This is a genomic window from Chryseobacterium sp. MYb328, assembly GCF_037572595.1.
Taxonomy (GTDB): domain Bacteria; phylum Bacteroidota; class Bacteroidia; order Flavobacteriales; family Weeksellaceae; genus Chryseobacterium; species Chryseobacterium pennae.
In genome coordinates this window covers 1-24,786 of sequence record NZ_JBBGZQ010000020.1, presented here as the reverse complement: position 1 = coordinate 24,786, position 24,786 = coordinate 1, and the positions used below count along the sequence as shown (strand labels likewise).

At 35.3% G+C, this 24,786-nt stretch carries 26 protein-coding genes; 8 read left to right on the top strand and 18 right to left on the bottom strand.

From position 1 onward, the window contains the following. Positions 1 to 39 precede the first annotated feature (39 nt). The 3 genes from WH267_RS17980 to WH267_RS17970 form a co-directional block, all read right to left on the bottom strand. Positions 40 to 273: a thioredoxin family protein gene (locus WH267_RS17980; RefSeq protein ID WP_340010067.1), complete on the bottom strand. Its 234-nt coding sequence runs from the start codon at positions 271 to 273 to the stop codon at positions 40 to 42. 9 nt (positions 274 to 282) lie between these two features. After that, positions 283 to 1,167 carry a dihydrodipicolinate synthase family protein gene (locus tag WH267_RS17975; protein ID WP_340010066.1) on the bottom strand — a complete coding sequence of 295 codons (885 nt, stop codon included), beginning with the start codon at positions 1,165 to 1,167 and terminating at the stop codon, positions 283 to 285. A 134-nt stretch (positions 1,168 to 1,301) separates the two neighbouring features. Beyond that, positions 1,302 to 1,757, bottom strand: coding sequence for a cupin domain-containing protein (locus WH267_RS17970; protein WP_340010065.1), 456 nt, complete (start codon positions 1,755 to 1,757; stop codon positions 1,302 to 1,304). Between the two features lie 100 nt (positions 1,758 to 1,857). Here WH267_RS17970 and pdxR point away from each other — a divergent pair, with 100 nt between their 5' ends. Further along, positions 1,858 to 3,288: a MocR-like pyridoxine biosynthesis transcription factor PdxR gene (gene pdxR, locus WH267_RS17965; protein WP_340010064.1), complete on the top strand. Its 1,431-nt coding sequence runs from the start codon at positions 1,858 to 1,860 to the stop codon at positions 3,286 to 3,288. 385 nt (positions 3,289 to 3,673) lie between these two features. On the opposite strand, the gene WH267_RS17960 is transcribed toward pdxR, so the two are convergent. After that, complete coding sequence (locus WH267_RS17960) at positions 3,674 to 4,810, bottom strand: Atu1372/SO_1960 family protein (RefSeq protein ID WP_340010063.1); 1,137 nt, start codon at positions 4,808 to 4,810, stop codon at positions 3,674 to 3,676. Positions 4,811 to 4,894: 84 nt separating this feature from the next. Here WH267_RS17960 and WH267_RS17955 point away from each other — a divergent pair, with 84 nt between their 5' ends. Further along, positions 4,895 to 5,683: an AraC family transcriptional regulator gene (locus WH267_RS17955; protein WP_340010062.1), complete on the top strand. Its 789-nt coding sequence runs from the start codon at positions 4,895 to 4,897 to the stop codon at positions 5,681 to 5,683. Between the two features lie 44 nt (positions 5,684 to 5,727). Here the strand turns inward: WH267_RS17955 and WH267_RS17950 are convergent, their stop codons facing one another. The 5 genes from WH267_RS17950 to WH267_RS17930 all read right to left on the bottom strand — a co-directional run bounded on the left by WH267_RS17950 (position 5,728) and on the right by WH267_RS17930 (position 9,435). Continuing rightward, positions 5,728 to 6,228, bottom strand: coding sequence for a CinA family protein (locus tag WH267_RS17950; protein WP_340010061.1), 501 nt, complete (start codon positions 6,226 to 6,228; stop codon positions 5,728 to 5,730). 195 nt (positions 6,229 to 6,423) lie between these two features. Continuing rightward, entirely contained in the window at positions 6,424 to 6,801 is a 378-nt protein-coding gene (locus tag WH267_RS17945) for a hypothetical protein (RefSeq protein WP_340010060.1), read from the bottom strand. A gap of 144 nt (positions 6,802 to 6,945) precedes the next feature. Continuing rightward, on the bottom strand, positions 6,946 to 7,566 hold the full coding sequence (locus WH267_RS17940; protein ID WP_340010059.1) for a Crp/Fnr family transcriptional regulator: 621 nt from the start codon (positions 7,564 to 7,566) through the stop codon (positions 6,946 to 6,948). 44 nt (positions 7,567 to 7,610) lie between these two features. Then, entirely contained in the window at positions 7,611 to 8,207 is a 597-nt protein-coding gene (locus WH267_RS17935; RefSeq protein ID WP_340010058.1) for a Crp/Fnr family transcriptional regulator, read from the bottom strand. A gap of 343 nt (positions 8,208 to 8,550) precedes the next feature. Continuing rightward, positions 8,551 to 9,435 (bottom strand): DMT family transporter, encoded by an 885-nt coding sequence (locus WH267_RS17930; protein WP_340010057.1) that lies wholly within the window; start codon positions 9,433 to 9,435, stop codon positions 8,551 to 8,553. 95 nt (positions 9,436 to 9,530) lie between these two features. Between WH267_RS17930 and WH267_RS17925 the strand changes: the two genes are divergently transcribed. Next, positions 9,531 to 10,952: an aminotransferase-like domain-containing protein gene (locus WH267_RS17925; protein ID WP_115972528.1), complete on the top strand. Its 1,422-nt coding sequence runs from the start codon at positions 9,531 to 9,533 to the stop codon at positions 10,950 to 10,952. Positions 10,953 to 11,096: 144 nt separating this feature from the next. On the opposite strand, the gene WH267_RS17920 is transcribed toward WH267_RS17925, so the two are convergent. The 5 genes from WH267_RS17920 to WH267_RS17900 form a co-directional block, all read right to left on the bottom strand. Continuing rightward, positions 11,097 to 11,693: a Crp/Fnr family transcriptional regulator gene (locus WH267_RS17920; RefSeq protein ID WP_066693650.1), complete on the bottom strand. Its 597-nt coding sequence runs from the start codon at positions 11,691 to 11,693 to the stop codon at positions 11,097 to 11,099. Next, positions 11,693 to 12,070, bottom strand: coding sequence for a bacillithiol system redox-active protein YtxJ (gene ytxJ / locus WH267_RS17915; protein ID WP_340010056.1), 378 nt, complete (start codon positions 12,068 to 12,070; stop codon positions 11,693 to 11,695). Before ytxJ ends, WH267_RS17920 begins: the two co-directional genes overlap by 1 nt. Beyond that, the gene (locus WH267_RS17910) at positions 12,067 to 12,528 is read right to left on the bottom strand and encodes a DUF1569 domain-containing protein (RefSeq protein ID WP_228455687.1); all 462 of its coding nucleotides are present in this window, start codon (positions 12,526 to 12,528) and stop codon (positions 12,067 to 12,069) included. The genes ytxJ and WH267_RS17910 overlap by 4 nt, the downstream gene beginning before the upstream one ends. After that, the gene (locus WH267_RS17905; RefSeq protein ID WP_115972530.1) at positions 12,522 to 13,058 is read right to left on the bottom strand and encodes a YfiT family bacillithiol transferase; all 537 of its coding nucleotides are present in this window, start codon (positions 13,056 to 13,058) and stop codon (positions 12,522 to 12,524) included. The genes WH267_RS17910 and WH267_RS17905 overlap by 7 nt, the downstream gene beginning before the upstream one ends. Positions 13,059 to 13,253: 195 nt before the next feature. After that, positions 13,254 to 14,396 (bottom strand): DEAD/DEAH box helicase, encoded by a 1,143-nt coding sequence (locus tag WH267_RS17900; protein WP_115972531.1) that lies wholly within the window; start codon positions 14,394 to 14,396, stop codon positions 13,254 to 13,256. A gap of 271 nt (positions 14,397 to 14,667) precedes the next feature. On the opposite strand from WH267_RS17900, the gene pncA reads away from it, so the two are divergent. After that, positions 14,668 to 15,273, top strand: coding sequence for a bifunctional nicotinamidase/pyrazinamidase (gene pncA / locus WH267_RS17895; protein WP_340010055.1), 606 nt, complete (start codon positions 14,668 to 14,670; stop codon positions 15,271 to 15,273). Positions 15,274 to 15,355: 82 nt separating this feature from the next. On the opposite strand, the gene WH267_RS17890 is transcribed toward pncA, so the two are convergent. From WH267_RS17890 to WH267_RS17880, 3 genes are all read right to left on the bottom strand, one after another. Next, positions 15,356 to 16,204: a sialate O-acetylesterase gene (locus WH267_RS17890; protein WP_340010054.1), complete on the bottom strand. Its 849-nt coding sequence runs from the start codon at positions 16,202 to 16,204 to the stop codon at positions 15,356 to 15,358. Next, positions 16,201 to 16,770 carry a TetR/AcrR family transcriptional regulator gene (locus WH267_RS17885; RefSeq protein WP_340010053.1) on the bottom strand — a complete coding sequence of 190 codons (570 nt, stop codon included), beginning with the start codon at positions 16,768 to 16,770 and terminating at the stop codon, positions 16,201 to 16,203. The genes WH267_RS17890 and WH267_RS17885 overlap by 4 nt, the downstream gene beginning before the upstream one ends. A gap of 227 nt (positions 16,771 to 16,997) precedes the next feature. Beyond that, positions 16,998 to 18,182 carry a pseudouridine synthase gene (locus tag WH267_RS17880; protein WP_340010052.1) on the bottom strand — a complete coding sequence of 395 codons (1,185 nt, stop codon included), beginning with the start codon at positions 18,180 to 18,182 and terminating at the stop codon, positions 16,998 to 17,000. Positions 18,183 to 18,283: 101 nt separating this feature from the next. Between WH267_RS17880 and aroB the strand changes: the two genes are divergently transcribed. Further along, positions 18,284 to 19,330 (top strand): 3-dehydroquinate synthase, encoded by a 1,047-nt coding sequence (gene aroB, locus WH267_RS17875; RefSeq protein ID WP_340010051.1) that lies wholly within the window; start codon positions 18,284 to 18,286, stop codon positions 19,328 to 19,330. A gap of 98 nt (positions 19,331 to 19,428) precedes the next feature. Here the strand turns inward: aroB and WH267_RS17870 are convergent, their stop codons facing one another. Continuing rightward, positions 19,429 to 21,285 carry a tail fiber domain-containing protein gene (locus WH267_RS17870; protein WP_123319172.1) on the bottom strand — a complete coding sequence of 619 codons (1,857 nt, stop codon included), beginning with the start codon at positions 21,283 to 21,285 and terminating at the stop codon, positions 19,429 to 19,431. 495 nt (positions 21,286 to 21,780) lie between these two features. Between WH267_RS17870 and WH267_RS17865 the strand changes: the two genes are divergently transcribed. From WH267_RS17865 to WH267_RS17855, 3 genes are all read left to right on the top strand, one after another. Further along, the gene (locus WH267_RS17865) at positions 21,781 to 22,410 is read left to right on the top strand and encodes a porin family protein (RefSeq protein ID WP_115972538.1); all 630 of its coding nucleotides are present in this window, start codon (positions 21,781 to 21,783) and stop codon (positions 22,408 to 22,410) included. Between the two features lie 468 nt (positions 22,411 to 22,878). Then, positions 22,879 to 23,469, top strand: a complete 591-nt coding sequence (locus WH267_RS17860) for a porin family protein (RefSeq protein WP_115972539.1) — start codon at positions 22,879 to 22,881, stop codon at positions 23,467 to 23,469. Between the two features lie 400 nt (positions 23,470 to 23,869). Next, positions 23,870 to 24,574 carry a porin family protein gene (locus WH267_RS17855; RefSeq protein WP_123319173.1) on the top strand — a complete coding sequence of 235 codons (705 nt, stop codon included), beginning with the start codon at positions 23,870 to 23,872 and terminating at the stop codon, positions 24,572 to 24,574. Positions 24,575 to 24,786: the final 212 nt, after the last annotated feature.

The window sequence follows — 24,786 nt, the reverse complement described above, 5'->3', positions numbered from 1 at the left end:
GGCCCAGTAAATTGGGCCGTTTATACAAGATTAATAATGCTAATTTTTCACATCTTCTATAGAGGCTCCAAAATTAATATGAAGAACGTTTCCGCCAGGTGTTACCAAAGCAGGTACAGACTTCACCCCTGCATTTTCTGCCTCTTCAATTTTATTTTTTTCATTACCCAAGTGGATAATTTCAACATTTTCTAACCCTATAAGGCTGATAATATCATGTTCTGCACTGATACATACAGGACATCCTGCATGATAAAAAATGGATTTTTTCATAAGATTATATTAATTAATAAGGGTTTTCATAATATTTTTTAATTCTTCTGTTTCCTTTTCATGTAAAGGTTTTAAAGGACTTCTCAAATTCCCGCCATCTTCGCCCAGAATATTCAGACCAGATTTCACAGCTCTTGGCAATCCTTTGCTGACAATAAATTTTAAAAGATCAAACTGTTGATAGAAAATAGTTTTTGCTTTCTCAAGATTACCTTCTTCAACCGCATTATAAAGACTGATAGTAAGCTCAGGAATAAGATTGGGTGCGGCAGTACACCAGCCTCTTGCACCAGCAGAAAATGCAGCCAGAGCCAAAGGGTTTGAACCGTTATAAAAAGCCACGTCCTCTCCCAGTTCTCTTCTCAGATAATGCATTCTCTGAATATCTCCCGTACTTTCTTTAATCATGGTAACATTAGGAATTTCAAGCAGTCTTTTCAAAAGAGATGGAGACATGTCTACTCCACTTGTTGCCGGATTATTGTAAGCCATAATCGGGATAGAAATCTTACGGGCAACAGCATCATAATGTGTTACAATTTCATCATCTGTGAGTTTCCAGTAACTCATAGGAATAATCATCACTGCATCAGCTCCTGCATTCTCTGCAAATTGAGCATGATGAATCGTTTTCTCCGTGGTAAGATTGGAAACCCCTACAAGAGTTGGGATTCTTCCTTTTACCTGTTGTAACGTCGCTTCTGTAACCTCTTCCTTTTCTTCATCAGACAGATAGGGCATTACCCCTGTACTTCCCAATGGAGCAATACCGTGGCTTCCTGAAGTAATCAGTCTTTCTACCAAGCGTTTGAAAAGAGGAATATCTACTTTTTCATTTTCATCAAAAGGTGTTATGGGATAAGCTATAATCCCTTTAAATGGCACATTTTTCATGTTTTGTTTGTTTAAAAATTAAAAAAAAATCAACCATTAAGAGAGGTTTAAGTCTAAGTAAAATTTCACTTTGAAAAAGAAAATCATATCCATTGTCAGCAAAAAGAGTCTCTTAATGGTTAAAATCATTGGGATTAAAGATCCCTGCCTTCTTCTTCTCTCAGCGCAACTCCTAAGTTTTGCAGTTGAGGGGCATTCTCACAGGCAATATATTTTGCAGGTTCCATATCGCTCAGGTTTTGGTGCTTATGCCATGCCCATGAGGGAATATAAACAGCATCTCCAGCTTCCCAATGTACCCTTTCATCCTCTACCTCTGTCCAGCCCTTTCCTTCAATGACGAATAGAACGGTTTCATACGTATGTCGGTGTCTGTTCGTTTGTTGTCCGGGAATTAAGCCACCTATTGTCATACTTACATTTTTGCTTGGAAGATCTACAAAGAAAACCGGATGCTTTCTTTCTGTTGAAAACTGATTATGCTCTCCTGCGTTTTCTACATTTTTATGAATTAAATGGGCAGGCTTTACATACTTTGGTCTTGCATACGTTTCGTGAAAGTCTTTTGAACTGAACTCTTTTTTGTCCATGATTTTAAAATTTTAAAGTTCTGTGCTTTATTGCATGACAAAATTATTCTATATTTGGACTGTTTAAATGATTCAGTTTTTACATAAATAGATAGTCCAGATGTTACGACCTTGGAAATTAGAATTCGAAATTGATAAAAAGCTTGATAAAGCAGTTTATCTACAAATTGCAGATACCCTTATTGCAGATATCCGTTCAGGAAGACTGAAACCCGGTGATGCCCTTCCAGGCAGCAGAAATCTGGCAATGATGCTGAAAATTAATAGAAATACGGTGGTGGAAGCTTATCAGGTTTTACTCAATGAAGAATGGGTAATTTCTAAAGAAAGAAAAGGCATCTTTGTTTCAGAACAGCTTCCTGCTTTGCATGAAAAAAGGATAAGAAGAGCTTCTGATGCTTTGGATCATCCCACAACTGTTCAAGGTGCTATGATTAATTTTGATGATGGTCATCCAGACAGCAAAATAGCTCCTGTTACCGAACTGGCAAGAGCTTATCGACAGATCTTCGGAATTAAAGCCAAATGGCAGATGATGGGATACGGAGATGAGCATGGAGATATAGAATTCAGAAAAATGATTTCCCAGATGCTGAACCATCAACGGGGTATGCAGATTAATGAACATGAAATATCTATTACAAGAGGAAGCCAGATGGCAATGTTTCTGACAGCTCAGAGTCTTTTAACTGCCGGGGACTGCGTTATTGTAGAAGATCCGGGTTATCAGCCGGCATGGCAGGCTTTTGAGTACGCAGGAGCAAAACTTCTGCCTGTGCCTGTAGATGAAAACGGTATTCATATAGAAGTTATAGAAAAGCTTTTAACCCAGCATAAGAATATCAAAGCCATTTATATCACTCCTCACAGGCAGTATCCTACAATGGTTACTTTAAGCTTATCAAGACGACTAAAACTGATTGAGCTTGCTAATCAACATAATATGACCATTATCGAAGATGATTATGATAATGAATTTCATTTCGGTTACCGTCCTATCCTCCCTATTTCAAGCTTTCCTGAACTCAATAATTATGTCTATGTAGGAACCTTAAGTAAGGTGGTAGCTCCAGCATTAAGGATTGGCTATCTGGCAACAAAAAACCAGGATTTACTGCGAAAAATAGGAAGCTTAAGAAAAATTATTGATGTACATGGAGATGTTATCATGGAACAGGCCGTTTTGCAACTCATCAAAGAAGGAGCGGTAAAGAAACACATCAGAAAAGCAACAGCTCACTATAAAAATAAAAGAGATTTTGTATATGGTCTTTTAACTAAATATATGAAAGAGGTTGCCCATTTTACTCTACCTGAAGGCGGATTGGCATTTTGGATTATGCCAAAAGAAACATTAGATTGGGATAAAGTGACAGCATTACTATTGGAAAAAAACATCAAGATCATTCATCCAAAACAATACAGCAGGAATTATATCAATGGGTTCAGATTAAGCTATGGTTCAGTCTCAGAAGAACAGCTGGAGCAAAGCATACCAATTATAGCTGAAATCTTTAAACAGTTTTCTTAATAGAAGTTCTCGCAGATCCCGCAAATAATACGGATCTTATTCTTCTGCTTTATAATTTCATGATTATTATTTTACATAATCATCTGTGCCAATCCGTGAAATCTGTGGTTAAAAATCTACTGAATCAGCAAGATCCGCAAGATATAAAAAAGTCTCGCAGATCCTGCAAATAACGCAGATCTTATTCTTCTGTTTTAGAATTTCATGATTATTATTTTACATAATCACCTGTGCCAATCCGTGAAATCCGTGGTTAAAAATCTGCGGAATCAGCAAGATCTGCGAGATACAAAAAAATAGTGCAAATACATAAGACCTGCGCTATCAGCTAGTTATATTTTCATTCACATCATCTGTGAAATCCATGAAACCTGAGGGAGAATAACTACTCTACTTCAAAAACAGCCTGAATCTCCACGGAAGAATTCACAGGAATAGAAGAAGCTCCAAATGTTGCTCTCGCGTGCTTTCCTTTATCACCAAAAACCTCAGCTGTAAGGTTAGAAGCTATGTTCATCAGATCCGCATGTTTGGTATAATCATCTTTTGTATTGAAGATGCCGGTAAGCTGTACACATTGTTTTACTCTGCCCAGATCACCGCCTACAGCTTCGTTAAGAACAGACAGAACATTCAGCATAGTAGCTTTGGTAGCCTCTTTTACCTGTTGTTCGGTAACATCTACCCCTAACTTTCCTGGATTTAAGATCTTTCCGTCTTTTAAAGCAACCTGATTGATGAAAACAAGGTTTCCGGAACGTACAAAGGGCTGGTAGCTTCCTGCAGGTTTGGGAACTTGTGGAAGAACAATATTCTTTTGTTTTAAAATTTCATTAAAATTCTGGTGGTTTTCAACGATGGAAGTTGTTTTTTTCGGACGGGTATCTTTCAACGCCAATGATACTTTTGCAAAATTTCTCCCCTGAAGTTCGGCCAGAGTTCTCTCTCCTTTGGTAGGGCGTTCAACATCTTTCAGAGAAGCCATTGTGGTAATTCCCAATACCGAATTTCCTTGTGGAATAGCTTTATTAAGCTCTTCAGTTCCGCGGATACCATTAGAAACTAAAATCATTCCATGCACGGCAAGGCTGTTCCAGAAGGCCTGAAGAGCCAATTCTTTTCCTGCCCCGCTTCCTGCAGACATAAAAACGCTTGCAGGAACTCCTTCCAAAGCATGATTGGTCCAAAGCGGAACGGTTTTAGATAAAAACTCACTCATACCAGTACTGATATTTCCGAAATAAACTGGTGATCCGAAAGCAATTCCATCATAGTTAGGAAGTTCATCTATAGTTGCAACAGGAAGGCCCTTTAAGCTTGGATTCTGCGATGGCTTTACCAGTTTGATATAAGAAGTCGCGTTGTTCTCACTCTCAATGCCCTTGGCAATTTCCTTTGCAAGTTCATAAGTTCCACCGTTATCTGAATGGATAAGAACCAATATTTTAGCTTTATTCTGTGCCATAATCTGTGTGGTGTTAAATAGTAAAATTAAAATAAAAAAAGAACATATTTTTTTCATTCTGAAGAGGATATAAATTAATAATACAAAATTAATAATGGCGTTTTTATTAAATTTGCCAAAAAATATATACAAAACGACAGTATGAAATGCGGCCTGATTGAAAAAACAGAGAGCCAGTTTGTAGACACCATTGAAAAAGAAGCGTATGTTTGGTGTGAAAAAGACTGGAAACATGATGATTATGAACACGTTCACAATCGTGCTCAGTTAACTTTTGTGGAAGATGGCTATCAGTATTTTCATATTGATCAGAGAATCTACCTTGTTCCACAGCATCATGTAATCTGGATTCCTTCCAGAAGAGCTCATAAAATTACTTCCGAAGCAAAAACGGTTAATCTAATGGCTTTTTTATTTAAATCTGTGTTCGAAGAAGAGTTCTATCAGAATGCCCACGTATTTGCGGTTCCTCCCGTTTTAAAAGAAATGTTGCTTTATGCTTCAAAATGGAACCAATCATTGGTTGAAAATGAAGAGCAGGATATTTTCTTTAAAGCAATTCTAAGAAGTCTTCCTAACTTTTGTAAAGAAAGTAATGGTTTGGAAATTCCTATACCCAAAGACACCAGACTGATTCCTGTGTGTAATGATATCAATTCCAATTTTAAATATAACCTGGATATTGATGCTCTCGCGGCTAAGGCTCAGATGTCAGTTCGAAGTCTGCAGAGAATTTTTAAGAATGAAACAGGAATTACCCTGCAAAAATACCTTCAGTTGACCCGGATTTTAAAAAGTATTGAGTTGATTGATACACAACAGTTTACTTTAAGTGAAGTGGCATATAAAGTAGGTTATCAAAGTCTTTCTGCCTTTACCTCATCGTATTTTGCTGTGATGAAAGCAAAACCTAAAGTGCCAAAAAGCTAAAGATTTTATATTACTGATTCTGCTTCAGTTTTTAAAAGAGAAATTTATTTTAAAATCAAAAGCCTGTTGAGTTCACTTTTAAAGCATCCTAAAATAAACTCTGTATAATAAAGCTGGGCATTCAGAGCTTGAGTTTTGGGATGTAGTTCCAGCTTTTTAGTAAGAATGATCTCTCCTTTATAGGAAAATGAGAAATAGGCAAAGATTTTATAGGATGAGTTGCGGATTGGGGTACAATAGCCCGTTGTAGAAATAGACCAGTCAGATTCAAAAAGATTAGCTACCTGTAATGCCATGGTTTTTGCAACATTTTCCGAAACGCATTCGCATTCCTCAGCCTCTTTCTTGTTTACTTTTAATAATCTTACTTTTTCTGGTAAAGTATAGGTAGTCATTCCACCTTTGTATAGTAAAGAAGCATTGGGCATTTGTGAAAAAGCCAGTTGTAAACATCCTGATGTTACACTTTCAGCGACAGAAATGGTTTCATCTGCCGTCATCAGGCAATGGCTTATATATTCGAGAAGGTTTTTTTGAAATTCCATAACATTATTATTTAAAAAATTTGATTAGGGTTTCTGCACATTTATTTTTAAAGGTCATGGAGATAAAAATTACTTTTGGCTAGCTACCACAACAATTTCAGGATCTATAAAGGTAAAAAAGTGCTCTTTTATAATAAATATATTGAAGAGGAGTGGTGTGAAGGTGTTTTTATAGATAATTAAAAGAAACACTGTTTATTTCTTACCATGTTCCAGCATATTAAGCAGTTTATTAATAGATTCTTCTTCTTTCAATACTTTATAATAAGCAGTTTTGGCATATAAAGTAAAGGATGGATTGTCAATTCTTATTTCAGTATCCATATCAGAAATAACTATTACATTTCTAATATGAAATTCACGGATATGCAGAATATATTCTTTTATATAGTTATCAATAGTTTTTTTTAATATTTCACATTTTGCATTTTTTTTCACCTTTTCTAAAGATTTAATCAGAAAGGCTGTCACTCCATATGAATTGATAATACTCGGAAATAAAGACTCATTTTCAATCGCATTATTTTTATCATTCAGTTCAGAATGCTGTAAAGTGTCATTTTCAAATACCATATATAAAAAGTTATTAGTTGTTAGAATTGGTTATTGTTTCTGAGTTTTAGGATGCCTTTGTTCGTAGGAGCTTTAGAAAACTGATCAATCAAATGTACGTCCGAATAACTCACTTTTTTATGACTTGAATCATGTTATGGAATATTAATATAGAATTTTTCTGTCTTTAAAGAGGATATCCCCACCCTGTTCCATTTTTTTTAAGGTACGGATCACTGTTTCTACACGCAACCCTGTAAGATTGGCAAGCTGCTGCCTCGTAAACTCTATAGTAAAACAATGAGTGCAGTCACCGTCATGATAGCTTTTTAGGTAATTCAAAAGTCCTTTCAGACGCTGTATCGGATTTTGAGCAGACATACTTTGCATCATAATGAGTTTAAAATAAACCTGCTGTGAAAAGCAGGCATTCATTTCAAGAGAAAGATTAGGATGTTTCTTTATCATTTCTATAAAATGATCTTTGGGCAATCTTATAATTTCAGAACCTTCCAGACATACAGCATTCATGGGATAAGGATACGTCTGATCCAAAAAGAGAAGTGGGTCTCCGAAACTTTGATTTTTTCCTAAAATATTATGAATGAATTCCTTTCCGTCTTCATTATAATTATTAAGCTTTACTTTCCCTCTAACGATCTGGAAGTAATACTGTGCATGATCTCCTTCTTTAAAAATCATTTCCTTTTTTTTATAGACTCTGTCTTCTCCTCCAAAAGAATAAAGAAGATCTTCATCAATATTCATGCAGCTTATTGTTTTCATATTGTCATATAAATTTTAGTAGAAAATTGCGAAAAGCTATATCATTAATACAATATTTTACGATTCTCAATTCTGACTATCTTATCCTTTTCCATGTGTTTGATTGTTCTAATGGCAGTTTCTACGCAAAGACCTGTAAGGCTGGCCATTTGCTGCCTCGTTAATGGAATCATAAAAGAATAGGGGCTTTCATCATCCTGAAAACTCTTAAGGTAATCCATTAATCCTTTCAGTCTGATGGCTGGATTTTGAGAAGAGATATTGAGCATCATAACAAATTTATAATAAAGACGTTGTGATAAAAAGCTGCTTACTTCCATACATAGCTTGGGAGACTGATTCAATAGACTAAAAAATGCAGATTTATGGAGCCGTAAAATACTACAGTCTGTAACTGCTTCCGCATTCATAGGGTAAGGTTTTTCTATAAAAAGAATAGATTCTCCACAACTTTGTCCCGCTGATAAAAAGTTCTGTATAAATTCTTTTCCCTCTTCATTATAATTGTTGAGCTTTACTTCTCCACTAATGATCTGATAATAATAATTGGGAGTATCTCCTTCACAGAAAATATTTTCCGTAGACTTATATTCTCTTATTTCAGCTCCCGCTGATTGTAAAATGCTTTCGTCAATAACCATAATTACTTTTTTAAATATTGCTTTCTCCTTCTTCCAGTCTTAGTAAAAATTCATTATGAATTGATGATAAATAAATGCAAAAATCAAACCTTAATTATTGTTATTAATGTTAAACAAAGTTAAATTTATTAATCAATACTTAAATAATACCTTTTATTAATCATTCTATTTACATTAATTGGTGTTTTTTTTATTGAATTACAATATGTGTATTTTAATGAATTTAAAACCCCATTTTCACCTTTATGAAAATGGGGTTTTAACTCTATATATTGTAATGTTATTGATTAACATAGACTGTTTTGAAACAGCTGTTTATATCTATAATGTATTTTATTTCTAATTATTTCGCAAACCTTTTAGTTCCTACCACACATAAGATTACTCCTACAGTAATTCCCAACATTCCGATACTTACCTGCTCGTGAAGAAGATAAGCTGCCAAAGCAAGCCCGAAAAACGGTTGTAATAACTGAAGTTGTCCTACCGTAGTAATTCCACCCTGAGCTAATCCTTTATACCAGAATATAAATCCGATAAACATACTGAACAGGGAAATATAGCCCAGTCCAAACCATCCTTTGAAACTTATCGTTTCTATATTAGAGGGAAAATAAATAAAGAATAAAGGAAGCATAACCGGTAAAGATAAAACGAGTGCCCAAGAAATCACCTGCCATCCGCCCAGTGTTTTAGAAAGTTTAGCCCCTTCTGCATATCCCATTCCACAAAGGATGATAGCCAGAAGCATCAGGACATCTCCAATTGGAGAAGCTGAGATTCCCTGAGAAAAAGCATATCCAACCACTAAAAGGCTTCCGATTACAGAAAAAATCCAGAATACCGGATGTGGTTTTTCCCCACCCCGGAACACCCCAAAAATAGCAGTAGCTAAAGGAAGCATTCCTAAAAATACAATAGAATGGGCAGAGGTAAGATATTGCAATGCCAGTGAAGAAAGCAACGGAAATCCTATTACACAGCCTATAGCTACAAGAGCCAGAGAAAATAACTGATTTTTTGCAGGACGTTTTTCTTTATATATCAGCAATACTGAAAGAGCCAGAACTCCGGCAATTACAGCACGTGCAATAGTAGCAAATATAGGACTCATTTCCATCACTGCGAGCTTGGTCGCCGGCATAGAGCCGCTAAAAAGCAATACTCCTATAAAACCATTAATCCAGCCACTTACAGCCTGGTCTTTTGAAATTGTATCTGTCATCATTTTGAAAAGTTTTAATTATTAGGCAAAATTAAATAGGATAATTAAACAAACACAGTATCAGTTTTGTATATTTGCATGAGTACAGTTGAAAAAAGATGAGTAAAGAATTTTTATATACAGAAATTGCAGACGGCATTGCTTCTCAGATCAGAAACGGTGTATTAAAGGCGGGTGACAAACTTCCTTCCGTAAGAATGTTATGCAGTGAACATCAGGTGAGCATGAATACGGCAAAACGTGTTTTCCTTGAGCTGGAATCTCTGTCTCTGGTAGAATCTAAGCCACAATCCGGTTATTTTGTAAGTCAGCTATTGTCTGCGAAGCTTCCATTACCTGAAGTGAGCCGTCCTTCTTTAATTGCCAATAATGACGAACCTGATGAACTGATCAGTAAAGTCTATGAAAATATGGGAAAAAAGGATATCACTTTCTTTTCCATTGGAATTCCGTCCGGAGATCTTCTCCCGCAGGCTAAACTGAAAAAAGAAATTGTACATGCCATCAGAGAATTAAAAGAAGGCGGAACGGAGTATGAAGAACTTCAGGGAAATCTGAAACTCAGAAGAATGATTGCTGTCCGTTCTCTGCAATGGGGCGGAAATCTTAATGAAAATGATATAGTGACAACCAATGGTGGGATGAATGCCTTGTCCTTCTGTTTAATGGCATTGGGAAAACCCGGTGACACCATTGCGATTGAAAGTCCGTGTTATCCAGGAATTTTGCAGTTGGCTAACGGATTAGGCCTAAAAGTTCTGGAACTTCCCACTCACCCCACTACAGGGATAGAAATTGATGCTTTAAAGAAATCAATTCCGAAAATTGATCTCTGCCTGTTGATTCCTAATTTCAATTCTCCCTTGGGAAGCTGTATGCCTGATGAAAATAAAAAAGAGATTGTAAAAATTCTGTCAGAAAATAATATCCCGTTAATTGAGGATGATGTGTATGGAGATCTTTATTTTGGATCCAGTCGTCCAAAATGCTGTAAATCCTTTGATAAGGATGGAAATGTACTCTACTGCAACTCCATTTCAAAAACCTTGGCTCCAGGATACCGTGTAGGCTGGATCGCTCCCGGAAAATACAAGGACAAGATCTTAAAGCTTAAACTTTTACATTCCACCTCCTCTATTTCGATAGTCAATGAAGCGGTGGCTAATTTCATGAAATCCGGCAGGTATGAAAAGCATCTGCAACAGCTGAGAAAAACGCTGCAGAGTAATTATCAGAATTATGTACAAACCATAGCGGAATCTTTTCCGGAAGGCACCAAAACCAGCCGTCCACAGGGAGGTTTATCCTTATGGGTAGAATTCGATAAGAAAATTCGGACTACAGAACTTTATGATCTTGCCATTAAGCAGAATATAAGCATAGCACCTGGCCGAATGTTTACCTTTCAGGAACAGTTTGAAAACTGTATGAGGCTTTGCTTTGGACTTCCATGGTCAGAAGATACGCAAGCTAAACTCAGACAGGTTGGGCAATTAGCAAAAAGGATTTATTTGAAGTAAGGAAGAGAGAGGCTGGAAGATGGAAGTTATTGAAGCGTGAAGGTATTCTTATTGATAATTATAAAATGCTACAACAATAGCTGTTAAAGTCATTTTATGTTCAATATAACTTCCAACCTCCCTCTTCCAGCTTCCAGCCTTTTTTTATTTATTATCCGGAACGAAGTTTTTCCTTGCCAACTCTTTCCTTACACGGCTTAAACTTTCGGGAGTAATACCAAGATAAGAAGCAATCATCCATTGAGGAACTCTGAGAAGTAAATCCGGATACATTTTAATGAATTTCATATATCTTTCTTCTGCAGTCTCCCCTAATAACGAATTGATTCTGTTTTGAAGACTTCTGATATGCTTCTGAAGCAGAAAATCACTGCGTTCAATACTGTTTGGGAATTGTTCTACTAATTTGTTGAAGAAATCAGGATGCAGAAACAAAACTTCTGAATCTTCTACCGCTTCTATATAATAATTGGATTTTTCATTGAAATAAAGGCTGCTTCGGTCAGAGATCAGCCAACTTTCAGGGGCAAACTGTATAATGTGTTCTTTTCCGTTCTTATCAATGGAATACATTTTCAACAATCCTTTCTCTACAAAGAATATATGTCTGCATATTTCGCCATACTGAAGAAGAAACTGGTTCTTAGGAATCTTCTTCACTTCATAATGCAGGCTGCAGGTGTTCACACTTTGAAGAGGAACATTTAAAACTTTGGCTAAATAATTATTAATATTCTTCATTATACGATCTGGCTTAAAGAAATGTCCTGGTGCGAAGCGCTGTTAACGGGCTTTCCGTTTTCAATAACAATCAGCTGCGGACTCTCATGTCTTATTCCGAAATCCTCAGCTACTTTATTGGAAAGAGGTCGGTGAGCCAATAGATCAAGGTAATATACTTCTACCTCCTGATCTGCATTTTCAATCTCCTTTTCAAAATTCTTCAATACAGTCTTGCTGATAAAGCAGCTTGTTGAATGTTTGAATATCGCTATTCTATGTTGATAAGAACTTTCAATGGCTTTTTCCAGGTCTTCTTCAGACTTTATATTTTTCCAGAAAGATTTTTGATCAGAGGCTTGATTATTTCCACCGAATATTTTGTCAAAAAAACTCATACATTAAATTGTTTTAAGTGATGATTAAGATGTTTATACTCTAAAAATTCCCAATCTTTTTCAGTCATTTTCCCGAATAATCTGTGGCTGTCCGGTAGTTTTCTGTTGTCACAGAATTCCCGGAATTCCTCCAGTGTTTTCAGAAGATTGGTTTTTGATTCATCAAAATCACACTCAAAATTAACGATTAGTTTTTGAAAAGTAGGCATGTTTCTGGGAATTCCGTTATTGAAAACATACATTTCCAGTTTTGTAACGGTTCCTATTGTCTCAAACAGAAGATTAATGCGGGGAAGTTCAATTTTCAGCAAGGCAACCTGAAGAACTAGGTCACAGTGCGTTAGCATCTGGCAGACATCCATTTTTCCCCATTTTCTTTGGCTGTCGGCAGATAATCTGGAAATTCTGTCTGTAATTTCCTTAAAGTATATTGGATTGTTCAGGTATTTTTTTACCAACCTTTTTCTTTCTTCAGATTTTCAATATGCGTAAAATGATGGTTACAATGCCAGACGTACAATGCAAGATTATCTCTTAAATTGTAATTCCTGTTATGTTCAGGATGGTGAAAAGTTCTTTCAAACTGTTTATTGGTAAGACTTTTAAGGAGTGTCGTCCATCGTTGGTGTGTTCCTTTTATCATTCTCATTGCCGGTTTTACAGGCATATGAATGCTGTCCTGAAGTTCAGCCCATTTAGCTTCATCATAAGGCTTTATGGTTGGATTATCTTCAGTAAGAGCTAACTTAAAACGGATAAAACTGTTGGCGTGGCTGTCAGCAATATGATTAACCAGCTGTCTTACAGTCCATCCTCCTTCTCTGTAAGGCGTATCAAATTGTTCGTCTGTAAAATGTTCAATGAGGTTCTTCAATTTTCCGGGAAAGTCTTTAATCGCTTTAATATAGGTATCTAAAGTAGTATCACAGATGTTTTCCGGTGCTTCAAACGGTCCTATTGGAAATTTTTTGTTCTCAAGCTCACTCATTGTTCAGGTTTTTAACTTTTAATTATTGTTGAATTGCTCTTAATTTAGTTTTAGGCAAAACTTTATCTGGTTCTGTAAATTTATTAAAATTCAAGAAACCTGAATATGAAAAAAATGTTAATTGTAATGATTATTTATGAAAAATAAAAAAGCTCCAACTTTATATCATTGGAGCTTCTTATTTTAATTTATTGTTTAGTAACCATGAAGATCAATTCCCTCTGTTCTTTCTAAGGTTACTTTTTTACCCATTTTCTTTTGAATGACCCTGAAGTGCTGCAGTTCATCATCTGTCAGAATATTAATAGCAGTTCCTTTTTCGTTGGCACGCCCTGTTCTACCGATACGGTGAATGTAATCCAAAGGCGAACGCGGTAATTCATAATTAATAACACAAGGCAGATAATCGATATGAATTCCACGGCCAATTAAGTCTGTAGCCACCAGGATTTGCGCTCCATTAGATTTAAATTCCTCCAGATTATTTCTTCGGGCGCCTTGAGATTTCTGACTGTGAATAGCTACAGCTTTGATTTTATTCTTCTTAAGCTTTTCCACCAAATTATCAGCAGCTCTCGTAGACGAAACAAATATCAATGCTTTCTCAACTTTCTTTTCTTTAATTAAATATCTTAAAAAAGGTCCTTTGTTTTCTGGAGAAACATGATAAGCGAATTGCTCGATATTATCAATTTCAACTTCCTCTTTTTTAATTTCAATAATCGTAGGATTAATAGATAAACGTTCTTTCATTTCAGCCACTTTATCATTTAAAGTCGCCGAAAATAAAGTGGTTTGTTTCACTACAGGCATTAAAGCAAAAAGCTTATTCATTTCTTCACCAAAACCTAGCTGAAACATTTTATCTGCTTCATCAATCACCAAATGCTGAATTCCTGAAATACTCAAAGCATTATGATCTATTAAATCCAATAAACGTCCTGGTGTTGCGATAAGAACTTCCACACCAAACATTCCTTTCATCTGTGGATTGATAGAAACACCACCATAAACGGCCATGGTGCGTATTTCACGCTTCAGATTTTCTGTAAAAGCCCTGAAAACATCATCAATCTGAATCGCTAATTCACGAGTAGGAACCAATACTAAAACCTGAACATTACGATCTTTTTTAGCTTCTGTGTTCTGTAATTTTTCTAAAATAGGCATTACAAAACAAGCTGTTTTCCCGGAGCCTGTCTGTGCAATTCCCATCAGATCTTTCCCTTCAAGAATAACAGGTACCGCCTGTTCCTGAATAGGAAAAGGTTTTAAGTATCCTAACTTTTTGACAGAACGAATAATATTGTGTGATAATCCTAACGATTCAAATGACATAAAAACTATTTATTTGCTGCAAAGATACGCTAAAAGGCTGGATGATGAGTGACAGAAAAAGGAAGTAATAATGATCGTAAAAAAATAAAGTTCCTCTATTAAAAGCTATTTTATAGTGACAGCTAGTAGTTGGAACACTAAAAGTAACTTCCAGCGTCCTTCTTCCAGCTTCCCTCCTTTATTTTTTTGCCGATTTGTCCGATAATTAATTTTTGGACAAGTTTTTGCGGGGTAGTTTTGTAAATTTATCAAAAATTCGAGAAATCAAAATATGAAAAAAGCATTAATAATCGTCGATGTACAGAATGACTTTTGTGAAGGCGGAGCATTGGCCGTACCGGGAGCTAATGAAATTATTCCTTATATCAATCTTCTAATGGAAGAAAATGAATATGACCAGATCATTTTAACTCAGGACTGGCATCCTGCAGGACATAAAAGTTTTGCAAGCAGTAACGGACGTGAAGTAGGAGAAAGTATTATTCTTAATGGTGTTCCTCAGTTTATGTGGCCGGATCACTGTGTACAGGGAACTTTCGGGGCAGAATTCCATAAAGATCTAAACCAAAGTAAAGTTACTCATATTATACAGAAAGGAAAGAATATTGAAATCGACAGTTATAGTGGCTTCCAGGATAATAATCACTTCATGAAAACCGGATTGGATGATTTCCTGAAATACCATGATATTCAGTTAGTGGAAATCGTAGGATTAGCAATGGATTATTGTGTGAAATTCACAGCTCAGGATGCTGTAACAAGTGGATATATCACTTGTCTTCACTTTAACGGAACCAAAGCTGTAAATGTAAAGCCGGATAATGGAAGAGACGCTATTTATGAAATGATTGAGAAAGGAGTAACCATACTGGGATAAAATAATAATGATATACCAAAATGTATCAAAAAAATAAAACAGCATCACCATTGATGCTGTTTTATTTTTTTGGATATTAATATTACGCCTGATTCAATAGGGTTAATTCTGACAGAAAATCTTTAGGGTCCATATTTCCAACTGCAAATTCATGTTCCAGCAGTTTAATTTTTTCGGTTCTGGTATAAGGACGATTATAGATTGTTGCCAATATACTTTCTTCATCATGATGAGGATCAGGAAGATGTTTTAAATCCCGAAAAGCATTATAATATCTGATACCCAATAACCTTTGTGACAAAGCATTAAAATGAATGCTGTCAACATTGGCTGTAAGTCCTTTTGCGGTAACAAAATAACAGTTTGCATGAGTTGCTGCAAATTCTTCCAGTGCATGATTAATTAAAGGATACGAAGCAAAATACTGCCCAAAGATCCCATTGGATAGAAAGTCTCCTAAACCACCTATAATAAGAGGAACTTCCGGAATATTTAATTCCTGACGTAACCTTTCTATTATCACAGAAAATTTTTCACCGTATCGCTCAGCTTTTTCAGGCGAACAGTCGTTTTCGCCCTGATGCCACAGGATGCCTGCAATCCGGCTTGTTCGTTGGGCAAGTTTGGCTTGTGAAATTGCATTTTCAAACAAAGCACCATCTACGGCCCAATCATCAAGGCTGGTTCCTCCGTCAGCACATGGAATTAATCCTATCTCATCCTGCTGGTTATCCAGCCTCCAGGACGCTGCAAATGAAGCTGCAAGCCCTATACCAGCACTGGGACGGTCGAAATTAATAGGTTCGGACATGATTTGCCATAGTCCGTTTCTCTGCATTTTAGTATGTTCATCATAGATAGGCAGGACTTCTTTACTATATCCCCGGCCAGCCATATTCGACTGACCTATCATTAAAAAGGAATGTATCATATTTTATTTAATTGTATACCAATACTTCTACTGAATGAATACCAGGCCAGTCTTTTTACTTCATTTTGAGCAATATCTCCGGACCTTAACGCAGCAATCGTTGCCGTGATCACACTGGTGAAAAGAATTCTTATCCAGGGTAATGGAAACTGGTCATCTATCATCTGCTGTTTCTGTAATTCCTGAAGGGTGTTAAATAATTGATTTCTTTTTTTTAAATAGACAGCACTCTGTTTACTTTCATAAGCTGTTGAAGAGGATTTATCATAGTCATTCAGTTTAATGAGAAAAGCATACTTTGTTCCACTGTCAATTCCTGCATATAATAAATGTTCAAGCTGTACTAAAGGATCTTCTGAGCTGTCACAAGCTTTAATAGCTGCCTGCTCCCATGCCTCCATCATATTCTTATGAGATGCTTCCAACAGTTCATTTCGGCTTTTAAAATATCGGTGAAGTGTCCTTCTGTTAATACCACAGCTTACTGCAATATCCTCCAATGTTGCCGAAAAATTCTCATTTAAAACTGATATCGCCGCATCAATAATTTTTTGCTGAGTATTCATACATTTTTTATTGTCCCAAAATTACGACAAATGTCTCAAAAATGTGACATTTATTTTTAAATAATATATTTTTAAAATAGATGAGACAGCTTTAGGTTAAATTATTATTACAAAAAAGCGCGGAAACTAGTTTCCGCGCTTTTTTATTCTTTACGCTTAAAATTACTGTTTAGCAATAATGATTTCAATCAAGGCCTGAATCTGAAAATTCAAAGCTCATCATTATTTTAAAGCATTTTAAGATTGTTTACTTCCAGTTCTGAAAGGATTCTCCAGTGTCCTCTTTTGATGTTTTTCTTCGTTAATCCGGCAAACATTACTCGGTCTAAAGATTCTACCTCGTATCCTAATCTTTGGAAAATTCTTCTGATAACACGGTTCCATCCGATGTGGATTTCAATTCCGATCTCATTTTTAGGCTTACCTTCAATATAAGAAATCTGATCTACTACTGCTACTCCTTCGTCAAGACGGATTCCTTCAGCAATAAGACGTAAATCTTCAGCAGTCAGTTTCTTATCCAACGTAACATGATAAATCTTCTTAGCGTCAAAAGATGGATGCGTCAGTTTTTTAGTCATGTGCCCGTCATTAGTTAATAAGATAACCCCTGTAGTAGAACGGTCTAATCTTCCCACCGGAAAAAGTCTGTAAGGAGAAGCATTCGCTACAAGATCCATTACTGTTTTTCTTGCTTTATCATCCTTAGTAGTAGAAATATACCCTTTTGGTTTGTTCAGAAGTACATACACAGGTTTTTCCGGTGTAATGTTTTGTCCGTCAAAAACAACTCTGTCGGTTTTCTGTACCTGATATCCCATTTCAGTTACTGCTTTTCCGTTTACCTCTACAAGACCTTGAGTGATAAGCTCATCAGCCTCTCTCCTGCTGCAGATTCCGGAATTAGCAATATACTTATTAAGACGGATGGTGTCTTTATGAATGTCTTTATCAATCTTGTTCAGCCTTCTTTTCTGTACAAAAGATCTTGTTTTGTCATCATTTCTATCCTCTCCATTAGCAGAAGGTCTTCTACCATATTTCAGACTGCCTCTTTCATACTTGTCTCTTGTATCGAAGCTTTTTCCACCTCTCTTAGGTTTTCCAAAAGATTTTCTTTCATAGCTCTCACTTTTATTCGTGATATAAGCTCTGCTTTCCGATTTTGATTCAGAATCATCACTTGAGCTATTAAAACTCTCAGTATTTTTCTTAAACGGTTTCTTTTCAAATCTTGAGTTGGATCCTGAATGTTCGGGTCCTTTTCTTCCTCCGTCTTTAGAGAACGGTTTTTTAAAAGGTTTTGATCCTGAAGAATTTCCAGATCTGGAAGCACGAGAATCATCAGAACTTTTCTTGGTTGAAATTCTTGGTCTCTTTGGTCTGTCTGAATTATTATTATCTCTGCTCATTCTAAAAATTTCTGCAAAGATAGTAATTTAGTTACGAGTTAAAAATTAAGAATCATAACTTTGCAGAATAGTTTACATTTTAACCTTACATATTTTCGAAGATGATAACAATATTAAACGATAATTTTTCTCAACTCAACGATTTCCTTCACGGGAAAACATTCAGTAAAATTTTTATTTTGGTGGATGAAAACACTCATGAATACTGCCTTCCTGTTCTTCTAGGCAATATGGAAACGGATCTGGGGTTTGAAATTCTGGAGATTGAAGCAGGAGAAGAAATGAAAAATATCCAGACTGCCAATCAGCTTTGGGAAATTCTTACGGAAATGCAGGCAGACAGGAAAGCATTGATCATCAATCTTGGTGGTGGCGTGATTACAGATATGGGCGGTTTTGTAGCTTCTACGTATAAAAGAGGAATACAGTTTATCAACATTCCTACTACCCTTTTATCCATGTGTGATGCTTCTATTGGCGGGAAAACAGGAATAGACCTGATGCATTATAAAAATATGGTCGGAACATTTGCATTCCCGGAGCAAATTTTTATTTATCCTAAATTTTTAGGAACATTACCTTTTAAAGAATTAAGAAGCGGATTCGCTGAAATGCTTAAACATGGACTGATTGCTGATAAGGCACATTGGAACCAGCTTACCCAGATCAGTAAAATTGACGTAGAAGCGGTAGCTCCACATATTCAGACATCTATGGATATCAAACAGAACGTTGTCGAAAAAGATTTCCATGAAAGTAATATCAGAAAAACCCTGAACTTCGGACACACTATTGGGCATGCAGTTGAAAGCCTTTGTTTACAGCAGGGGAATCCTATCCTCCACGGAGAAGCTGTTGCTATGGGAATGATCAGTGAAGCTCATTTGGCATACCTGGAAAACCTTATTTCAGAAGAAGATGCAAAAATGATCATTGAAAACATACAGAGATACTACCCTTACTTAGATATCAGTGATTTTAAAGATGAAGATATTACTGCTTTATTATTAAACGATAAAAAGAATGTGGACAGTAAGATTAATTTCTCTCTGCTTACAGAAATAGGTGCCTGCAATTATGATCACCAATGCAGTCAAAAAAATATCCTTAAATCATTATCTTTCTACAGAAACCTGAATAATGCATAATCATTTTATATAGCATTATCTGGACATCATATTAAATTAAAACCCTGCTATTTATTCAGCAGGGTTTACTATTTATTTTATTAATTTTTAGAATGTTTCTATTTTGCAAAAGATGATTCCAGCCGTTTTAAACGTTCTTCCAAAATGATCTGTTTTTGCTGCATGTCCATAGTCGATTTTTTTAATGCTTTATTTTCATTTTCTAACGTTTCTATTTTTTTTGCCAGTTCCTGAGTTGCAGAAATATTCAGCATAGATAGTGCGTCATAATCCACTGTTCTCAGATCAGATACTTCTGTACCATAAACAAATAGCTTTCCTTTAATTTTTTTATCTTTCAAATAAACTGTAATACTGTTAGGGGTACTATCTTTTATTTCCAAAACAATTTCTCCGGTTTCATCATATACTTTAAGAAATTTATCATCTTTAGAAATAACAACAGGTTTATCAAAGGTAAAAACCTCTTTATTTTGTTGGGCCGGCTGATAAATATTAGGAATAAAAGTTTTCACACTATTCTTACTAACTGCCTGCGGGTATACAGTTTCTACTTCCTGAGCAATCACTTTTTTAAATTCTTGTTTCCCATATACAGCCTCATCTTTCATAAGATAATCGGTAATATTCAGCTCTTTTAAGATCGTTAAATCCTTTGCAGAGTCTGACTTTCCTAGGATATTTTTGATTCTTTTATCTGAAAAAAGAGAGGTTTGTGCCACACTCAGTTTTCCTACTGATATAATATTTCCATCTGCATAAATAGACGTGTTACTATTGAAAGTTCCTATATCATTGGTATAATTCGGATAGGTAGTTAATATCCCGTCAGGAGATCCCGAATCCGGGCTTATTCCATAATAGGTAAGACTTGATGCAGCCAAAGGCCATGAGGCTGTCTTTAAGCGAATATCCAACGGGAATTTTGGGGTATCTGTTCCAATACCGATATTTCCATTTTGATCAATATTAATTCTTCTGTTTCCATCCCCATCGGCAATAATAATGTTATTTGAAAGAGAAGCCGGCAATCCGCTTACATTCGCTCCGATAATGGTATTCGATTTTCCCGAAACAAGCCCTGTACCTGCCCGGAAACCGATAAATGTGTTATAATTATTAGCTGTATTTAAATTAGATCCTGCAGATCCGCCAATTGCAGTATTTCCTCTCCCCCCAGGAATCATCCGTAAAGCATCTCCCCCTATTCCAATGTTATAATCGCCGGAGATCAGTTCCCTAAGCGAACTTGCCCCAATACCTACATTAGCTATAGTACTTTTAGCGGAAAAAAGGGAAAAATAACCATTGGCAACATTATTATTTCCATCCAGATTCGAATAGAGAGCCCGGTATCCGTAACCGGTATTCTGTATTCCGGATTTATTGCTGCTCAATACTTCTGCACCTATAGCTGTATTCATACTGCCTATGGTATTTGAAATTAAGTTATTGACACCTACCGCAGTATTATTAAGCCCCGTAGTATTGGCCGTCAGGCTATTTACTCCAAATATAGTATTGGTCGTATTTAATACACCGGATACTATATTATTTCTTTTAAAAATAACATCTACATTATCAGAAGTCCCTATAAAGTTAACACCGTTTACCATACCTGAGTTTCCGGTAAGGCTCCATCCTGTCATCACAATAGGGGTTAAATCATCCAGTACCTTTGTCCATCGTCCGGCAGGTGTACTCCAGTAATAATATCCTGAAGCCATTCCATTTGCAGAAGATGTATTATAAATCATTAAAGAATGAGCAGGAGACGGTATTGTTATGGTATCCGAACTTCCAGTCAATGCAATTCGGGGAATTAAGATTCCTTTGTCAGAACCTGCAACCTCAAGTACGGAAGAAGGATTGGGCATTATGGTATTAATACCAATTTGGGCCTGAAAAGTATTTTCAAAGAAAAGAAATAACAGCAGCAATGTGCACTTTTTCATATTTTAGAGATTAGGAAATCCTTACAAAATCCAATGATCTGTTTTGTAAGAGTATCAGGTTATCATTTTATAAGATCTACAAAATTAATAAAGCAAAATGAGATAGACTGGGTTTAGTTGTGCTGTTTAAAGAAATCCGGGTTATATAATAAAGGCCATTCGCAAATCGAAAAGACACTTTTAAAGCGATTCATTTTACAATAAACAGTAAGAATATTACCTGATTTCATAAAATTCACTCCTGATTTATCTCTTATTTTTGACAAAATTGTCAATTTAGACAATTTCTAAACAAATGTTTATTTAATAAAATAACATATTGTAAATCAACTAATTGAATTTAATCCCATGTACTTGATTATGTGTTTTTCACTGATTTTCTCCCCAAAAATATTTTTTTGGCAAGCAATTTGAAAGATTTCCAGCGTTCCACAGAAATGTGAGCAAGTAGTAAAATTTAAAATTAAGAAAGAGTAAAATTTAAAAATTAAAGTTATGAAAAAGTTAATTTTAGGATTAGCAGTAACTGCAAGCACGTTAGCGTTCGCTCAACAGACAACTTCTTCTAATCCGGTAACATTTGGGGTAAAAGGAGGCATGAACGTTTCTTCACTTTCAAAGGATAGTGGTCTGGATGATCAGAAATCTAAAATAGGATTCAATGCAGGTGTATTTGCCAACATTCCGGTGGCTACTTCATTCAGCATCCAGCCAGAGGTATTGTATTCACAATATGGTAATAAGTCAGATTATACTTTAGGAGGAACTAAATATTCAGCTTCTACTAAGTTAGATTATATTACAGTACCCGTAATGTTCCAGTACAACGCCTTACCTAACCTTTATTTAGAAGCGGGACCAGAGTTCGGATTCATGGTAAGTGCTAAGAACAAGTTTAAAAATGAATCTACAGGACAGTCATCTACTACAGATAACTACAAAGACAACCTGAGTACATTTAACTTTGGTATTGGTCTTGGAGCAGGATATTACTTCACACCAAACTTAGGAATCACAGCAAGATATGTTGCAGGTTTAACGGATATTGCAAAAGACAGACCTAGCGGATCGGATGCAGTAAGAAACAACGTATTCCAGGTAGGATTAGCTTATAAATTCAAATAAGCTTACTAACATTCAGTAACAAATTTTATATTCAATAGAAAGATCAGGTTATTTTTAGCCTGGTCTTTTTTGTATAAGGTCTTATATACATATGGATTCAGAGTAAAGTTTAAAGATAAGACAGAAAAATGGAATCAAGATCATAAAGAATGATTCTAATCTTTTTAAAGGAATTCTATTAAACCAGTTTCAGGCTTAGGGACAGGAGCTAATCTGAAAATAAAAAAATGATTGTGCCTCCACTTCTCTGAATTTGTAATCCTTTACTCTTTAGTTTTTTACTGTTAATATTCTTAAATCCAATTTTAGGTTAAAATATGTTAATGAATTATTTATATTAAAAATGTAGAAAAAAACCTCTATGCTCTATTATAAAGATCAATGACGTCGTTTTTGCTTTTTTTGGCACACAATTTGATTATAAAGAAAATGTTAAACAAAACTAAAAAAACTATTAAATAAAAACTTATGAAAAAGATTCTTTTTGGTCTTGCATTAGTAGCAGGTACTTTCTCTTTCGCACAAAAAACTTCATCAAATACAGCTTCTTCTTCTCCAGTTAGATTTGGATTAAAAGCAGGTCTTAACGTTTCTACTCTTTCTGGTGACGGAATGAAATCTAAAGCTGGATTCTATGGTGGTGTATTTGCAAATATCCCTGTAGCTCAGGATTTCAGCGTTCAGCCTGAAGTTTTATACAGTGGTATGGGAGCAAAAGACGATTATGATAGCAACACAAAACTGAACTTGGATTATATCGCTATCCCAGTAATGTTCCAATATAATGCACTTCCTAACCTTTACTTTGAAGCAGGTCCTCAATTCAGCTTCCTGATCAATTCAAAATTGAAAGATAGCAACAACTCTTTTGATATGAAAGATTATACTAAAGGTTTTGATTTTGCTCTTGGACTTGGTGCAGGATATTATTTCACTCCAAATATCGGTGTTAACGTAAGATATGTTGCGGGATTAACTGATATTGCTAAAAACAGACCTAGCGGTGCTGATACTTCTAAAAATGGAGCGTTCCAAGTTGGTTTAGCTTATAAATTCTAAGTTATACTTAGGTTTAATAATAAACTTATACTAAAAGAAAAACCGGATTATGAATTTAATCCGGTTTTTTTATGTCTGAATTTAATATTTTTGGCAAGGAATTTGCGTATGATGTATTGATTGTATCCATTTCAAAAGTATCTTTAATGTATAGATCTCACTTTATGATTTTACAGATTATGATAGTGTTGAAAAACCAAAAACATATGGATATACAACTGAGACGTAGATAAAGGGAGAAATATTATTTCCCAGACAGATAAAATACATTTTGATTTCAATAGAAAAAGTCAGGTTTACTTGTTAAATCTGACTTTTTCGCTTTTATATGACTTTTATCAATTTTTGCCTCTTTGGCGGGAATTTTGATACAGTGTGAGAAAATTAAATTTTTATAATCATGAAAAAATTATTCCTAGGATTGGCATTTGCAGGAAGTCTTTTAATTAATGCACAGGAAAAAACCAAATCAACTTCTCCAATTACTTTTGGAGTGAAAGCAGGATTCAATGCTACTACTCTTTCCCGTAGTCATGATAGCTATACTTACGATGAGTATGACAGTAATGAAAAAATGAAACCAGGTTTTAATGCAGGAGTTTTTGTTAATATTCCGGTAGCAGAGAAATTCAGTGTTCAGCCTGAGCTTCTTTTTAGCCAATTAGGTTCAAAAACAGAAGAAAAATACAGGTATATTATTGATGGTAATGCTCATTTCAGGCAGGACACAGAATACACAACAAATTTAAATTATCTTGTTCTTCCCATTATGGTTCAGTATAATATTCTTCCTCAGCTTTATGTAGAGGCAGGTCCTGAATTTGGATTATTACTAGGAGGAAAGAATAAAGGAGATGAGAATACTGTAATAAGACAAGGAAATTCAACTAGCATTGATAGAAGCAGTTTTTCTAACAAAATAAATATGGACCTTTACAACAGATTCAATTTCGGAATAGGTATTGGTGCAGGATATTATTTTACTCAAAACTTTGGGGTAACGGCAAGGTTTACTGCGGGACTTACTAATGTTATGGATATTGATAATGATTACAAGGTAAGAAACAATGCCTTTCAGGTAGGTGTAGCCTATAAATTCAAATAGATATTTATTATTTTTCGATGTATGCCGGGTGTTTTCAGCACCCGGTATTTTTATTTACAAGAAAAAACACCAGCAAAAACCTATTTCCCGATTTCAAAAAAAACATTTTTTTTTCGATTAAGAGATATTTGGTATATGACATAGATTTAACATAAGATTTATTACAAATATTCCATATATGTTGAAATATTTTATATAAAATATAATATCTG